Origin of the sequence: Bartonella sp. P0282, from assembly GCF_048452985.1 — a bacterium.
In the GTDB taxonomy this organism is placed as follows: domain Bacteria; phylum Pseudomonadota; class Alphaproteobacteria; order Rhizobiales; family Rhizobiaceae; genus Bartonella; species Bartonella choladocola.
In genome coordinates this window covers 757954-774111 of sequence record NZ_WTFO01000001.1, presented here as the reverse complement: position 1 = coordinate 774111, position 16158 = coordinate 757954, and the positions used below count along the sequence as shown (strand labels likewise).

General features: G+C 42.9%; 14 protein-coding genes and 1 tRNA gene. 7 read left to right on the top strand and 8 right to left on the bottom strand.

Annotation, left to right across the window (positions count from 1 at the left end; all coding sequences use genetic code 11):
* Positions 1 to 44: 44 nt before the first annotated feature.
* The 5 genes from GQS64_RS03400 to GQS64_RS03380 all read left to right on the top strand — a co-directional run bounded on the left by GQS64_RS03400 (position 45) and on the right by GQS64_RS03380 (position 4598).
* Positions 45 to 752 (top strand): 3-oxoacid CoA-transferase subunit A, encoded by a 708-nt coding sequence (locus GQS64_RS03400; protein ID WP_077990848.1) that lies wholly within the window; start codon positions 45 to 47, stop codon positions 750 to 752.
* Positions 749 to 1450: a 3-oxoacid CoA-transferase subunit B gene (locus tag GQS64_RS03395; protein ID WP_077990846.1), complete on the top strand. Its 702-nt coding sequence runs from the start codon at positions 749 to 751 to the stop codon at positions 1448 to 1450. The genes GQS64_RS03400 and GQS64_RS03395 overlap by 4 nt, the downstream gene beginning before the upstream one ends.
* Positions 1447 to 2652 carry a 3-oxoadipyl-CoA thiolase gene (pcaF, locus tag GQS64_RS03390; protein ID WP_198230627.1) on the top strand — a complete coding sequence of 402 codons (1206 nt, stop codon included), beginning with the start codon at positions 1447 to 1449 and terminating at the stop codon, positions 2650 to 2652. Before GQS64_RS03395 ends, pcaF begins: the two co-directional genes overlap by 4 nt.
* Positions 2653 to 2746: 94 nt before the next feature.
* Positions 2747 to 3934, top strand: coding sequence for a cyclase family protein (locus GQS64_RS03385; protein ID WP_198230626.1), 1188 nt, complete (start codon positions 2747 to 2749; stop codon positions 3932 to 3934).
* Positions 3894 to 4598, top strand: a complete 705-nt coding sequence (locus GQS64_RS03380) for an SDR family oxidoreductase (RefSeq protein ID WP_198230625.1) — start codon at positions 3894 to 3896, stop codon at positions 4596 to 4598. Before GQS64_RS03385 ends, GQS64_RS03380 begins: the two co-directional genes overlap by 41 nt.
* Before the next feature lie 772 nt (positions 4599 to 5370).
* Here GQS64_RS03380 and attM read toward each other — a convergent pair.
* The 3 genes from attM to GQS64_RS03365 all read right to left on the bottom strand — a co-directional run bounded on the left by attM (position 5371) and on the right by GQS64_RS03365 (position 8148).
* The gene (attM, locus tag GQS64_RS03375; protein WP_077990840.1) at positions 5371 to 6162 is read right to left on the bottom strand and encodes an AttM family quorum-quenching N-acyl homoserine lactonase; all 792 of its coding nucleotides are present in this window, start codon (positions 6160 to 6162) and stop codon (positions 5371 to 5373) included.
* Between the two features lie 546 nt (positions 6163 to 6708).
* Entirely contained in the window at positions 6709 to 6876 is a 168-nt protein-coding gene (locus GQS64_RS03370; protein WP_198230624.1) for a hypothetical protein, read from the bottom strand.
* Between the two features lie 408 nt (positions 6877 to 7284).
* Positions 7285 to 8148 (bottom strand): LysR family transcriptional regulator, encoded by an 864-nt coding sequence (locus GQS64_RS03365; RefSeq protein WP_198230623.1) that lies wholly within the window; start codon positions 8146 to 8148, stop codon positions 7285 to 7287.
* Positions 8149 to 8260: 112 nt separating this feature from the next.
* Between GQS64_RS03365 and GQS64_RS03360 the strand changes: the two genes are divergently transcribed.
* Positions 8261 to 9499: an MFS transporter gene (locus tag GQS64_RS03360; protein WP_198230622.1), complete on the top strand. Its 1239-nt coding sequence runs from the start codon at positions 8261 to 8263 to the stop codon at positions 9497 to 9499.
* A gap of 422 nt (positions 9500 to 9921) precedes the next feature.
* Here GQS64_RS03360 and GQS64_RS03355 read toward each other — a convergent pair whose 3' ends face one another.
* The 3 genes from GQS64_RS03355 to GQS64_RS03345 form a co-directional block, all read right to left on the bottom strand.
* Positions 9922 to 10275, bottom strand: a complete 354-nt coding sequence (locus GQS64_RS03355; protein ID WP_198230621.1) for a RidA family protein — start codon at positions 10273 to 10275, stop codon at positions 9922 to 9924.
* Positions 10276 to 10279: 4 nt separating this feature from the next.
* The gene (locus GQS64_RS03350) at positions 10280 to 11524 is read right to left on the bottom strand and encodes a D-amino acid dehydrogenase (protein ID WP_198230620.1); all 1245 of its coding nucleotides are present in this window, start codon (positions 11522 to 11524) and stop codon (positions 10280 to 10282) included.
* 137 nt (positions 11525 to 11661) lie between these two features.
* Complete coding sequence (locus GQS64_RS03345; protein ID WP_198230619.1) at positions 11662 to 12558, bottom strand: LysR family transcriptional regulator; 897 nt, start codon at positions 12556 to 12558, stop codon at positions 11662 to 11664.
* 119 nt (positions 12559 to 12677) lie between these two features.
* On the opposite strand from GQS64_RS03345, the gene GQS64_RS03340 reads away from it, so the two are divergent.
* Positions 12678 to 14078, top strand: a complete 1401-nt coding sequence (locus tag GQS64_RS03340) for a Na+/H+ antiporter NhaC family protein (protein WP_198230618.1) — start codon at positions 12678 to 12680, stop codon at positions 14076 to 14078.
* Positions 14079 to 14962: 884 nt separating this feature from the next.
* Here GQS64_RS03340 and GQS64_RS03335 read toward each other — a convergent pair.
* Positions 14963 to 15052: transfer RNA gene (locus GQS64_RS03335), tRNA-Ser, on the bottom strand.
* Between the two features lie 422 nt (positions 15053 to 15474).
* Complete coding sequence (gene gstA, locus GQS64_RS03330; protein WP_198230617.1) at positions 15475 to 16077, bottom strand: glutathione transferase GstA; 603 nt, start codon at positions 16075 to 16077, stop codon at positions 15475 to 15477.
* Between the last annotated feature and the right edge of the window lie 81 nt (positions 16078 to 16158).

The window sequence follows — 16158 nt, the reverse complement described above, 5'->3', positions numbered from 1 at the left end:
TTTTTTAAGTCAGCATACTGATGTCATCTTTCGGGAGGCTAAAGATGGACAAATCTATTCCAAGCGTCGAAGAAGCGGTAGCACCGATCAAAGACGGAGCAACCTTAATGATCGGTGGCTTTGGCGGCGCGGGTACACCTATCGAACTTATTCATGCACTGATCGACAGAAAAGTAACCGGCCTTACTGTTATCAATAACAATGCAGGTAATGGCTATGTCGGCATCGCCGCAATGATTGATGCGGGGATGGTGAAGAAGATGGTGTGTTCTTTTCCCCGTTCGAGTGATCCTCGTGCATTCACTGAAAAGTACCTTGCCCATAAAATTGAATTGGAACTCGTTCCGCAAGGCACTCTGGCCGAGCGTATACGCGCCGGTGGAGCCGGGATCGCCGCTTTTTACACGCCTACATCCTACGGCACTGAACTTGCGGTTGGCAAACCGGTCGCAGAATTTGACGGTCGTTTTTACGTACAGGAACGTTGGTTGAAGGCCGATTTTGCTCTGGTTAAAGCCTATATCGGCGATCGTTATGGTAATTTGACCTATCACAAGGCTGCGCGCAATTTCGGACCGCTTATGTGCATGGCAGCCGAACACACGATTGTGCAGGTGTCAAAATTGGTCGAAGCGGGAGATATTGATCCTGAAAATATTATTACACCGGGAATTTTTGTTGACGATATTGTCGAAGTAACAAATCCGGCTCAGGAAGAAGTTCTTATTCACGCGGGAGTTGTCTACAAATGAACACGGATATGTATGAGAAGATCAAGCTATCCAATGCACAGATTGCGTGGCGTGCAGCACAAGATATTGCAGATGGAGCCTATGTCAATCTCGGTATCGGTTTCCCGGAAATGGTTGCCCGTTTCCAACCTGAAGGTCATGAAGCCATATTTCATACTGAAAACGGAATTCTGGGTTTTGGCGAACCGCCACTTCCCGGTCAAGAAGACTGGGATTTGATTAATGCGGGCAAAAAAGCTGTAACTTTGAAGCCGGGCGGTTGTTATTTTCATCATGCCGACAGTTTTGCCATGGTGCGGGGCGGTCATCTTGATGTGGCAATTCTTGGTGCTTATCAGGTTGCCGAAAACGGAGATCTCGCCAATTGGCGTGTCGGCTCGAAAGGCGTTCCTGCTGTGGGCGGTGCAATGGACCTCGTTCATGGCGCCAAGAAGGTCTGCGTTGTCACAGAACACATAACCAAAAAGGGTGATCCGAAACTCGTTGAAAAATGCACTTTTCCGCTAACAGGTCTCAATTGCGTGACACGGGTCTATACGAGCCATGCAGTCATCGACATTGTCGACCGGCATTTTGTGTTACGCGAAAAATTGGCTTCGCTCAGTTTTGATGATTTACAAGCAATAACCGGCGCCAAACTTCATATTGATGGCCCCATAACAGATCTGGTTGTACCAGCTATCGAGGAGGAAAAATGACCGAAGCTTTTATCTGTGACTATGTAAGAACACCTATCGGCCGTTTTGGTGGCGCGCTCGCTTCTGTTCGCGCCGACGATCTGGCAGCTTTGCCTCTCAAAGCAATTGTCGAGCGCAACAAGACCATTGATTGGGAAGCTGTTGATGATGTTTTGATGGGCTGCGCCAATCAGGCCGGTGAAGATAACCGCAATGTGGCAAGAATGGCATTGCTTCTGGCCGGACTGCCCTATTCAATATCCGGAGCGACAATCAACCGGCTGTGCGGTTCCGGGCTTGATGCAATCCAGACTGCTGCCCGTGCGATCAAAACGGGAGAAGCCGAACTCATAATTGCTGGTGGCGTAGAAAGCATGTCGCGGGCGCCTTTTGTCTTGCCGAAAGCCGATAAAGCATTTTCGCGCACTGCGGAAATTTATGACACAACAATCGGATGGCGTTTTGTCAACCCGTTGATGAAAGCGCAATATGGCGTCGATTCAATGCCGGAAACAGGCGACAATGTCGCAGTTGATTTCAATATTTCACGTGAAGATCAGGACAAATTCGCACTGCGCAGCCAGCAGAAGACTGCCGCAGCCCAACAGAACGGCCGCCTCGCCAAGGAAATCATTCCCGTTACAATAAAACAGCGTAAAGGTGACCCGATTATTGTCGATAAAGACGAACATCCGCGCTCGACCAGCATGGAAGCTCTTTCGGGTTTGCGTGTCATTAATAAAAGAGAAGGTGCTACAGTCACAGCCGGTAATGCATCGGGAGTGAATGATGGCGCAGCAGCCCTCATCATCGCATCCGAAAAGGCTGTAAAAAAATATAATCTAGAACCGATTGCACGTATTGTAGCAGGTGCTACCGCCGGTGTTGAACCGCGTATTATGGGAATTGGTCCGGCAGCAGCAACGAAAAAACTGTGCCGTCATCTTGGCCTGACACCTCAGGATTTCGACGTTATCGAACTCAATGAAGCTTTTGCCAGTCAGGCGCTTGCAACATTGCGGGATCTCGGACTCAAAGACGACGCCGAAAATGTCAACCCGAATGGTGGAGCTATTGCTCTTGGCCACCCGCTCGGTATGTCCGGAGCACGTATTGGCGGCACTGCTGCTTTGCAATTGAAACTGACACAAGGCAGATATGCACTGGCGACTATGTGTATCGGTGTCGGGCAAGGAATTGCTGTCGCGTTTGAACGCGCCTGACCAAAAGCTTTACGAACAATTCTGGCAACTCCGGTTGGTCTCTTTCGACCCAAAACGTTTTATAGTTATCGGGAGAAATAAAAAAGAAATAAATATGCCAATATCGAGGTGGAAAAAACGCCCCGACGGTTCCAATCGGGGTGATTTTGGTCCTGACGATCAACCGGACTATATTAATTATCTTTTGCCGCAAAAAGTGAAAGAAGGTATAGCCGAAGTTAAAAAGGGTTCAAGTTTTTCACAAAATCCCCCCTTCGGCTATCCGGAAGGTGAAAAACTTGATCCTGATCGTCAGCCACCTGTTTTGCGGCCATCGTTACGTCAAAACCGCGTCAATTATCATTGCGAGATGGATAAGCTTGTTCCGGTAAAGTCCGACATTCCAAGTGACAATATGGTTATATTTTTTCTGCAATATACTAGCCATGGGGAAGGGTTGGCGCATACCGGTTCGCTATTCAATACGCAAGATGAGGGTATCAGACGACCGTTTTACTATAGCGGATTTGCGGCCGGAAAAAATATTATCGGTCCCGAACAAATAAAGGATAGCGGTATTCCGACCGGTTTCGACAATGCAAGTACTTCATCGGCACATGCATTGGGCATTGAAAAAATGTCACGCAAGGCCGTTCAGGGACGTGCTGCCCGGCTTGATTTACGTGCATATTTCAAAGATGACCGTAAGCTCGTTACCTATTCCGATATTATGGAAATATTGGATAAAGACGGGATCGAAGTGACAAAGGGCGACATCTTGTGCCTCCATACCGGCTTTGCCGATCTTGTATTAAAAATGAAGCGCAATCCGGACAAAGACAAGCTTGAGAACAGTTCATCTGTTCTTGATGGAAGCGATGAAAAGCTTCTGGAATGGTTAAGCGAAACAAAAATTGCGGCACTTGCGGCAAATAACGATGCTGTAGAAGCGTTTGTGCCACGAAAAGGAAAGCATAGCTCTGCACTTTTGCTATTACATGTTTATTGGCTCTTCAAAATCGGTCTCCTCATTGGAAAATTATGGAATTTAGCACCACTTGCCTACCGGTTACGCAACCATAAAAAGCATCGCTTTCTTTTGACAGCACCACTCCTTGATCTACCCTGTGCAATCGCATCCCTCCTCACACCTGACGCCACTGTCCGAGGAGAGTTTTCAGTAACAGGGTTCGACCTCTTTTTAACCCAAGCAATGTCTTCTTCTTCAAGCTATTTGATTATTAAAGCCTCAGGAAAAACAAATGACAACGAAACAACGTGTTCTCATAACCGGCGGTGCTAACGGGATTGGTGCTGCCATCGCGCGACGCTCGATACAGGACGGGTATGAACCGGTAATTATTGACAGAACCGGCGACGGCATTATTGCCGACCTTTCCAATCCTGATGAGACAGAAAAAGCTTTAAAGACTGCACTGGCACAAGGTCCCATCACACGTCTCGTCAACAATGTCGGCATCGTCCGTCCGGCGAGTGCAGAAACCCAAACATTGGACGATTTGAATCTCGTCCTGTCGCTTAATTTGCGTTGTGCCATGCAATGTATGCAAGCGTTAGTTCCCTCCATGAAAGAAGCGGGCTTCGGCCGGATTGTCAACATTTCATCTCGCGCCGCATTGGGAAAAGAGTTGCGCACGGCCTATGCCGCAACAAAAGCGGGACTTATTGGAATGACAAGAGTTTGGGCCTTGGAACTGGGCAAATTCGGTATTACGTCCAATGCTATCGGCCCCGGCCCCATCAAAACGGAATTGTTCCAGAAGGCAAATCCTGACGATTCACCGCGCACAAAAGCGATTATCAACTCGATTCCCGTCAAACGTATCGGTTTGCCTGAGGATGTCGCTCAAGCTGTTTCTTTCATGCTTTCCGATAAGAGCGGTTTTGTAACAGGACAAACGCTTTATGTCTGTGGCGGTATGACGGTTGGCGTATCGCCCCTCTGAAAGGTGGATAAAAAACAACGAAAATGTCAACGCCACGGTCGCGATAGATTTGTTTTCCAAATAAAATCTATCGCCATGGACAGAACAGTGGTTTTGACATCCTGTTTTCGGATTTATAGCTGCAAGAGGACGTGAAAAATAGGCCTTAAAAAACAGCACATAGTAAAATATTATAATAATGTATTTATATTGTTTTTACTAATAAATTAATTATGACATTATAAATCATAATATATAATATTTTTATATAATTTTTATTTTAAATTGTTAAAATATATTTTTATGTTAATCATGCTATTCATAATATACAAAATTGCCAACTCCGTTTTCCCAAAACCTTTGTCGGTGAACGGTCTTCCTGATACAAGCATAGCTATATCCCCTCTCCGTTTTTAAACCGGACAAAACACAATGCAGAAATTTCCCGATGAGCAAACGATTATCGATATGAACCGGTGCGATATAATCGGCGCATATTATTTTATCCGGTAAAGTGAAATACCGCGAATCTCCCTTTTACATGAATGAACGTGGCAAACTTGATATTTCCAAGGTCGACAGTTTTTGGCCAATCAATATCACAATGAAATTAAAAACCTTTTCATCATTCCTTAGTTGATTTGAGAATCTGAAATTTCCACGTCGGGTTTCATAAAACGTAACAATTGAAAATATAAAAGCGCATTGCTTATCAACTTCCGCAATGCGCTTTACCAAATTCGATTTGCAATTTTTGCGACATCTATCCCTTGGCTATTACAGCACAATTCTCCTAATCGTAATATTCGGGTGCTTTTTTGAATGTTTTCCAACCGTCAGGATCGTGACCGGTTACAACCATTGCATCCGTTTTATCAGCCAGCATACGTAATTTTTGTACCGATCGCACACTGTCTACTGCAGAAGCTAAAAAGCCGGGCAATGACTTTTCATTCCAATGGTCGGTTGTATAGGCTGCATCCACAGCTAATATAACGGATCCGGTATTTGGCAAATTAACCAGAAAAGACTGGTGTCCAGGCGAATGACCGGGTGTGAAAACACTTATCAACGTGCCATCGCCATAAATATCATAATAATCATCGGCTTCTGCGTTGAGAAATTGCCATTTCAAATTGGGGCGATCAAAGTCTTTATTTATATAACCACCACGGGCAAACCAATCCGGCGTATGGGCATATTCATATTCACGGCGCTGAACAATATGGGTTGCTTGCGGAAAACGCCCGATTGCTCCGGTATGATCCAGATGAAGATGCGATTGAACAACGTAACGAACGGATTCGGGAGCAATACCCAAACGTTTCAATTGATCGACACACCCGTCGTGAGGATCAAGTACCGGCCAGTATACATTACAAATTTCTTCCCAATAGCCCTTCGGATCTGTTGCCACTTCAATGGCATTTCCACCATCAATGACAATATTACCCTTCGGGTGTGTTATAAGATAAAAAGGAACCGGAATTTCATAATCCGTATTCGCGCCTTCGTTCATTTTTATATTATGCAGTTTGCACTTCAGACTCCCCGATTGCAGCATATACAATCTTATTTCGCTCATATTATCCTCCCGTAAAATATTTTTAAAAAAACGAATTTGTAATCAATTACATTTCATCAGAATTATTGCAATTCAAATCTGTTACTAGCTAATTTTTATCGAAAAATTATATTTGAAATATCATTTCCGATCCTTCTGCATCATATTTTACTATTTCGTTCAAATAGTTATGAATCAATCATCGCACATTGGAGACACACAAATTTTCTTAAATTGTCAGAAATAGTAGCGGCTAAAGCGCGATTTCACTATCAAACGATGAAATGCATCGGCGAAGACAAGTCCAATCGCATTGCAAATATCATGCATATGCATCCAAGCAATTGCAACTGGCGGAGCTATAAATTGGCAATGCGGGAAAAATTATCCCGAACTTTTATATATCCGGCCATCATAACCGGACAGGTTCAACGCCATTCAGCCTAATTTTGGTTGAACATAAGCGAATATCATTGAATTTATCCTTTATTCATCAGCAGAAAACAAAGTGCGTCATTCCACTGATGAATATTTTTAATGATGTCGAGCGAGCTTGAAAAGCTGACATTATATTTCGCCTTTCGCATTGAATTCTTCCAATGACATACGGATATTTGCGGCAATTGTTTTGATCGGTTCAGGTGGACACCATTCGGGATGGCACATCTTCAATAAATATCGTAATTCCTCGCTATCTATTCCACAGGCAAGATCGGCAAGGAAAAAGCCAAGCATAGAACTGCGTATAAGCCGCGAACCATCGCCAACTGCTGCTGCGGTTGTTACTTCTTTGGCCTCGTCGTTTCATATTTTTGAGCGATAGAAACAAAACCCCTCAATTTGAACAAAGCCGGCCCCCTGAATTGAGTTCATTAATTAGATTACAATAAAGGAAAGGATGTTGATAAATGAAACATCCTTTCCTTTTTACGAATTTCTGAACCACTGTTTTATTCGACAATATAATTTGCTTTTGCCTTAAATAAACGCCACGAAAATTGGCCATTTATGATAAAACATATGTTGCACCCCTCGCACTTCATTATGCGATTTTGCATCATTGCCATCTTATTAAAAAGGCTCAGGGCTTCATGCAAAGTGACGGCGTTTTCATTCAAAAACCTTGATAACACGTTCCATTTTCTAATTTAAAGTCGCATCAAGCGAGCGGCGTAAAACTTCGGCAATATCCGATTTTTCCGGCTTATATAAAAGCAGATATTCAATATCCGGCAAAGTCGGGAGATTATAGAAATGCGTATAATCTTTTAGACTGTCATCCATCGAATTTTCGTTAAGACACCCAATGCCCAAACCGGCTTTGACCGCCAATTGTAAACTTGCAACATTCGAGGCTGTATGCGTCAATCCAAAAGGAACCGAACTATCCGAGAGAAGTTGAAGGGCTGCCTTTTGTATGACACAGCCCTTTTTCATACCAATCAGCGGCAAGACCCTACCGGTTGAAAACCTCTTCTTTGCTGCACCCGCCCAATATAACCGCTCGCGTTTTATAACAACCCTATTGGAATAGGAGGGTAACGGCGTACCGATAAGATGTGTCAGGATTATTATATCGAAACCGTCAAGATTGTTTTCATGAATAAGCGTATTTGAGCCGCTTTTGAATGTAAGGCTCAATTGTATTTTCGGACGATCTGCTGTCAACATCTCCAAAGCCTCTGCCACTTTTTCAGGCATGAGGTAATCTGTAATAGAAATCGAGATGTTTTCGGTTGCTGCGACATTATGCATGTCGGCAAGCGCCAAACGGTTAAGTTTCAAAATAGCAAGCGCATGTTTTTGCAACTTTTCGCCATCAATTGTCGGTCGTGTTCCTTTTTTTCCTCTTTCGAGTAATTGACAGCCACAAACAAGTTCAAGCTTTTGCATTTGCTCTGTCAATGCCGACTGGGAACGGTAGAGGCGTTCGGATGCTTTCAGAAAACTTCCGGTTTCCAAAATTGTAATGAAGGTCGTTAAAAGATCGGGATCCAGATTTTGCATATACGCACCTTTTAAAATTCGGAAAAACCGAATTATTTTATAAAATATTCCTGTTATATTTATAATTAATCCAGTGCTACGCATTTCTCAACTGAAAAAGCGGAGCTGAATAATGAGTGACAAAATTTTCATCAACGACGGGGTTCGTTCAAGCGGGCACAAGTGGAAGGTACTGTTTACATGTGCGTTGGCGAATACATGTTTTACATTTGTGATTGGTGGTGTTCCGGCCGCAGCTCTCCTTTTACGGGATGATTATCAAATTTCCACACCGGTATTGGGGATGCTTATGGGAATTGTCGGAATAGGCATAGCTTTTGGTGAAGTTCCTTGGGGAATGCTCACCGACCGGCTGGGCGACCGGCCCATTCTTATAACCGGTTTGACGACCACGGCATTTGTCCTCATCCTGACAGCTATCATAATAAATGTCGTTCCGATTGTTTATGCTCCTGTAACATTATTCATCGGGCTACTCATTATCGGCCTTTCAGGCGGCAGCCTGAATGGTTCGAGTGGACGAGCTATTATGCAATGGTTCGACAAAGACGAACGTGGATTTGCGATGGGTGTCAGACAGACTGCTGTTCCGCTCGGCTATGCCTTGGGAGCAGTCTTTTTCCCTCTCGTTTCATATAAAATGGGTTTTGTCTGGTCACTTTATATCTCGGCCTTGTTTTGCATTCTCTTTGCCTTTTTAACTTATCTTTGGGTTGTTGATATAGATCAGGGAAAAAGCACCGAAACAAACGGGACAGCCAAGAAAACTGAATCCGCTACCCATGTTTTCAAACAGTTCGCTATATGGCGTATTGTTGTCGCAATAGGCCTTTTGTGCGCACCACAATTTGCACTGATGACTTTTACAATGCTTTTCTTACACGACTTCGCACATATCAATATCGAATATATCAGCGCGATACTGTTCTTTATCCAGATAAGTGCCGGTTTCACACGTATTTCCGGTGGCTATTATACCGATAAGAAAAACAATCGCGCAGGCTTTTTAAAAGCGGTAACAATATTAAGTGCTATAGCGTTTTTTGTTCTTACACTCCTTACCTTTTTCTATGGAGAGGCTCCCTCGACGCATCTATCATGGGCTTTGGTGACTGCGGTTCTCGTTGCCGGTGTCTTCATATTATCTTGGCAGGGCGTCGGAATGACCGAATTGGCAACAATGGCAGGCCCGAAAAGCGTTGCAACCGCAATGGCAATGGCAAACACGGCAACCTTCTTTATATTGTTCGCAACCCCGACAATTATACCGTGGATACTAAACGCAACATCCTGGACAGGTGTTTGGGGGGTTATGACACTTGTCTGTGTCGGAATGTTTTTCCTGTTCTGACTGAATGTTTTCCATGAAAATTAAAAATAAAAAATCACCCTTTCATCAAAATTGGAAACCCACTGCTAAAAAAAGTCCCGAATTTTTAATATGATAGTTACGTTCGGGACTTATCAATTTGTAAAAATTATTTTTTAATATAAAAAATAGAAATATATACTATCTATAATATATTATAATACTTTTATAAGTAAATTATATTAATAAATTTAGATTTAAATTATTTATTATATAATAATTATTCCATAATAAAATGAAAATTACAACTTAGTATATCATCATAATGAAAAATGCTAAAAAACAAAAACCGGATGATACGCTCTGCGGACAGTCCATCCATCGCAAAGAGTAACAACCCGGTTTTTATGCACCCGTAAAAACATTTTCATGGAAGTAAAAATAGTTTTTAACGCAGCTTGATTTTACCGCTTCACCGCTATTGCCGCCACTTCCACCAAAACATTCGGACGAGCCATATTTGCTTCCACGGCGGCACGCGCCGGCGCACAATTTTCAGGCAACCATGCTTCCCAAACTTCATTAAACGCGTCAAAATCTTTTGCGATATTCTTGATCCAGATCTGCGCCGATAGAATATGAGCTTTATCACTTCCAGCTTCATCAAGCAGATGATCTATTTTTTGCAATACCTCTCTTGTCTGGGTTACAAAATCACCGTCAAGTGTCGTGGGAACCTGCCCCGACAAAAATACAAAGTTGCCGCATGAAACAGCAGCAGAAAGCCGTTTATTTGTGTCAATACGATCAATCGTCATGATATTATTCCAGTTCCAAGCCATTCAAATCGATTGGTGAAGATTGATGAGTTATGAGATGAGAAAGGACAGTTGCACTTCCCGCCGAAAGCGTAAATCCGAGGCTTCCGTGACCAACATTCAGCCAGAGATTCTGATATTTCGACTTGCCCAATATGGGTGGGCCCTTTGGCGTCGACGGACGCAATCCCGTCCATTCTTCAGCTTTATCGATTGTTGTGAACTCATTGAAAGTTTCCCGCGCTATTTCCTTTATGGCATTAATACGTGATTGGCGGATTCCGGCGTCTTCGTAACCGATATCGACCATGCAAGCCAACCTCAGACGATCACCAAGTTTTGCGTAAAGAATTTTATTGCTATAATCTGTAAGACTTATAGCTGGTACAATGTGTGGTTTTTCGGGATAAGGAAGCGTAAGACTGTAGCCTTTTAACGGATATATCGGCACAGAAATACCGATATGCGCCAAAATGTCTTTGCTGCTGTTACCCGTACAGATAACATAATCATCTCCGGTGACAGAACCGGAATTTGTCTCGACGCCCGTAATACGGTCTTTTTGCGTGATAATTTGATCTATATGGGTTGATGTTTTAAGAGTAAAATTCGGATGTTTTTTTAATGCCTCTAATAAAACACAACAAAATTTATAACAATCTGCGGTTTCGTCACCGGGAGAAAAAATAGAACCGGCCAACTTGTTTTCTATAAATCCGAGCGAAGGTTCAAGTTCTACACTTTCTTTAGCGGTCAAAGCCTTCTGAAATTCTTTATTAATACCTGCTTTGGCTTTGTTAAAATCATTCAAATCACGATATATCACAAGTTTTCCGGTCTTAACCCAATCAAAATTACCCAATTCGCCACTCTCGCGCCATTGCGTAACAATTTTTTGGCTGAATAAGGATAATCTGAGAATATGAGCGCCATTGATTTTATTGGTTTTGGCATTGCATGCCAATAGAAATTGAAACAACCATTTCCACTGATCCAATGAAAAACGTAACTTCAGATTAAGTGGCGACCGTGGCTTACCTATCCACTTGAAAACATGCATGGGTACTCCGGCATCAGCAAGAGGCGATACGTAGCGATAGCTTAACTGCCCGCCATTGGCAAAGCTTGTAACCAATCCCACATCGTCCATTCGTTCGACTAACGTAACTTTTTGCCCTTGTTTAATCAAAGCATAGGCCGTCGTTAATCCGATAACGCCACCGCCAATGACAACGACATGTCTTTCCACTTTTCCTCTCCCGCCCATTTCATTCAATAAGCTCGCCCTTTTCTTTCAATAAGCCCGCCCATTTCTTTCAATAAGCCTGCCCATTTCTTTCAATAAGAATGAGTAAAAAGGATAAAGAAGAAAACAACAATTGAGTTTTATTTTGTCATATATAACCTTTCGTTAAGTTGTTTAACCTGCGTCGCCAAATGGTGTTGCAACATGGAAATATATTTTTGTGTCGGTTTTGAAACTGTCAAATCACGGTGTTGGATGAGATAAATCGTTGCGGAAAGTTTTGGTTCTATTGGAAATATCATGTGGTCAGGCAGCATGAAAAAAGCTGTGAACAGGTCGATAATTGACGAACCAACGCCCTGTTTTACAAATTCGGCAGCCATGTAATAAGTTTGAACATCAACGACTGTTTTCTTGAATATTCGTGATCGACCGATCGCCGTAGTAAAAGAATATGCATTAGGATGTATCCAGCGATCTTCATCAATCTGATGAATGTTTATGGGGTTACGATGCGGTAGACTGTCAATATATACCAATGGTATTTCTGCAATCGGCGTAGAAATCAACCCGCTATCGTTTTTCAAACCGAAGGTAATGGCCAAATCCAATAGTCTATTATTTAATTGTTGCTGTAATTCATCGCTATGTTGCGTACCGACAGTGATAAATACACGCGGGTTTTCTTTTATAAATCGAGCTGTAACTTGCGGAATTGCACAAAGAGCCAAACTGGGCAAGCAGCCAATGGTTATTCTGCCTTCAGGATTATTGGCCAAGTTTCTTGCAAGACTTTGTAAATTGTTTAGATCGACATAAATCGATTTTATTTGTTCAAATAATATATGTGCTTCCTGAGTGGGCGTCAGTTTGCCTTTTACCCGTTTAAAAAGGGAAAAACCCAATTTATATTCTGCCAATTTCAATGATTTACTAACCGCAGGTTGGGACACACATAAAATTGATGCCGCGCCATTGAGCGTTCCGCACGTCATTACAGCATAGAAAACTTCCAAATGTTTCAGACTAAGTCCCATTTACCTCTCCCGCCATTAACCTTTGGTTATAGGTACTGGAAAAAAAATCATTCTCCGGATTCGATCATTGTAAAGTAGATTGCACGGAAAATACAATAAAACACTTGGGAGGGTTATAAATGGCGGTGAAATTACATTTTAGCAATCGCAATTTGGTGCTTGGTTTTGTGATGTTCGTATCGCTATTATTGGCACTATATACGCGAACGCTGCCTAGCGGTGAAATCGGCATCATCGGTTTGACACCAATTTTTGCCTTGGCAATTCTATCCATTTGCGGATTGGATATCGTTTTATCTGTGGTTGTTGCGATCATTCTTGGCGTCATAATGACGTCGACCACACCTGTGGAATTAGGCAAGCTCTTAGCAGCATCCACCGGTTCTTTTATCGCTACGGTCGGCTTGATTATTATGTTGGGAGCTGGTGTCGGAGAGGTAGCAACCCGCACAGGTGCGGCAAAGCAACTGGTCAATTTTATCGTCAATAAAATTGGACTTTCGAGCCAAAGACGCGTCAAACTCGGAATTATTATTTCATCCATTGTAATTTGTGGCTCGTTAGGCACTATGGCAGGCGGGAACGCGATCATCGTTGCGGTCATTATCCCCGTAGCGGCTGCAGTCGGATTGACACCCCCGACTGTGGCACTATTGTTGATGACTGCGGGATCAATCGGTCTATTTATTGGTCCATTTACGCCGAGCACAGTCACAATTCTGGAATTGGGCGGCTTGTCCTATCCACAATTTCTCATTCACGCCGGCTTACCAATGAGCCTTGTTACGTTATTGGCTGGCTGGTTTATGTCTAACAAAATTCAACAATGGACTGTCGGCAAGATAAAATATGATGAAGAAATCGTCGATAAAAATAAGACCGACGTGGACGACGAAAAAAGAGGAAAGCGTTCAGCACTGGTATTTTTCTTGACCATTGTTGTAATGGCTTTCATAGGAGTGATTGTACAAGCCGGTTTCAGTTTTGCGATTTTTGTTATGTTGACGGTTGCAACTTTGACCGGTCTCTCAGGTGGTTTATCTCCCATAAACATTCTGGATGCGATGTACAAAGGATGTGGTCGTCTCGTCTGGATGTTCCTGCTTTATTGGCTTTATAATCCGGTACTGGTATTGGTTGACAAACTTAGTGCTTATCAGGCTTTGCTCAACGATGTAACGCCATATCTACAAGGCTTCTCGGCCGCCTGGTTGTGCTTCTTTGTTTTCCTGTTCAACATTATCGGCCACGTACCGGGAGCTGCCGTAGCCCAGATGACCTTTACCAAAAAAATCTTCGGACCTATTCTTTTGGCACAAGGTGTTACCCCGGAAGGTTTAACTGCGGTTCTACTGGCCAGTTCGCAGGTTGACTGGTTTGGTCCTTTTCCGTCGTCCGATATGTTCGGACAAATGGGATTAGCCCGTTCGACATCACTTAAATATATGCTCTACGGGGGTTGGGCAATTGTTATCGCGAATATCGTGATGTTTGCGATATTATTTCAGATTGTTACTTGAAAAAGCCGGTTTGATAAGATGTTTAAAAAATGGCGGCCTTGCCGCCATTTTTATTTTTGCTGGCCGGTAATCCGGTTATTAACTGAGCTGTCAAGCTGGCAACTTCAATTGACCTAACAAGCTCACTTCAAGTTGTTTCACATTCACTTAAAACAAAAATAGAAGTAAGAAATGCTGACTATCGGCTATCGAAAGCGCATCGAAGTGGTTAAGCCGAATTGGCGGGTTAGCCGAATTGGGCGGGTTGCCCCGAAAGAAGAGCTATATTGCGTTTTATGACCAACATTCCAACGATCACCACACAGACGTTTCGGATACCAGACAATATCAGTTAATTAAAATGTTAGTAGCATCGAGATAAAGATCTGGAAACACATTGTCGATTTTCCAACTTGGCGTGAAATATCGGAGAGGCAGTTACAGCACCCGTTCCAAGGACAAATGTCTTTAAGCAAAGAATTAAAAAGTAAATCTGTTCTTTAAATGAGTGATGTCATTCGATTGTGATTGACCACTATTTTATAGCTGTCACCCCGCCTGCATTTATAATGGTATTTTCGCGCGACAGATTGTATCAAATATCGAAAATATACATTAAAAATTTATGTAGGAAGAGTTTTGGAAAAACTGATAAAAGTGATTAATCTAATGAATCAAAATAGTTTCTTTTAAAAATGGCGGAGAAAAAGTCCCCTTCGCTATTGTTTCAGCACGTCGCAAGCCGTGCCATACAGATTTTTTGTTTAATATTATCAATGAGTTATTGTCCTTTACGGCCTATCATGATACCGTCCCTTCCAAGTTGTATCGGGGGATGAAATGGGGGATGGGAAAATATTAAAGTAACTGATATTGTTGCTTTATATATGTTTTTTTGATTGCAATGGCGGAGAGAAAGGGATTCGAACCCTTGATACGGTTGCCCGTATACACGCGTTCCAGGCGTGCGCCTTCAACCACTCGGCCACCTCTCCAGCGAGGCGCAATATAACGGGAAAGACTCCGAGTTCAAGAGGAAACTTCATTTCATACAAGAAAAAGTCGTTTGATCTCGGATGGCTTCCACCTTTATGACGCGAACCGGCAAGAATTTGAAGATGCGATTGAATAAGCTGACAGGGTGAAAGTCTTATCAATTCAATTCGATGACACTTTATTCAATTATCAAGATGATTGCCATTTCTCGAAGTTATATCGCTCCCGTCATCAAGCTTCGGGCATTTTAGCACTTCACAAAATTTGCAAAACAATGGTTATAAAAAAATCCCCATTGAAAAACAGAAAGCCTGCTTCGACCTCTCGTCAAAAGCAGGCTTTCTTCCCCTTGAAAATGAAACCGGCTAGCTCAACCCGAATCCTAATATGCAGTGATTTCCGCATATTGATTCTGATATACTCAAGCAGCTTTTTCATCCGCAAAAGCTTTTTTTACGCTGTCGCGGCCATTGATTTTTTCCATATAAGAAGACAAGGCAGGCATATCGAGAAGATCGATCCCGACAAATTTGCACCATGTCAAAATTGTGAAAAGATAGGCATCAGCAACCGTGAAATGGTCACCGGCTACAAACTCGGAATTTTCAAGCTTTTTTTCTGCGTAGACAAGCCTCTGGATAAGTTTCGATTTCGCAGCTTTTTTCTCTTCTTCCGAGGTCGGGTGGAAAAGCGGCCCGAAACCTTTATGAAGCTCGGTTGCAATGTAATTCAACCATTCCTGCACTTTTGCCCGCTCGAAAGTGCCCGGCTTTTCAGCCAAATTCTTTTCAGGCTTGAGATCAGCAAGATATTGCACAATAGCCGGCCCCTCGGTAATGACACGACCGTCATCAAGTTCAAGAGCCGGAACATAGCCTTTTTGTGTGACAGTCAGGTAATCTTTGCCACTTGCTGTGACCTTTTTTGCCAAATCAACCTTTTCAAGCGTAATTGGTATACCTGCTTCCAGCGCTACGATATGTGGAGAGAGTGAACAGGCACCGGGGGCAAAATACAATTTCATAATCTCTATCCCTTCAAAAATATTGCTGTTTTATAGCCCGAAATTGATACAGTTTTTCGTTTCTTTCAATAGTCTCGCTTC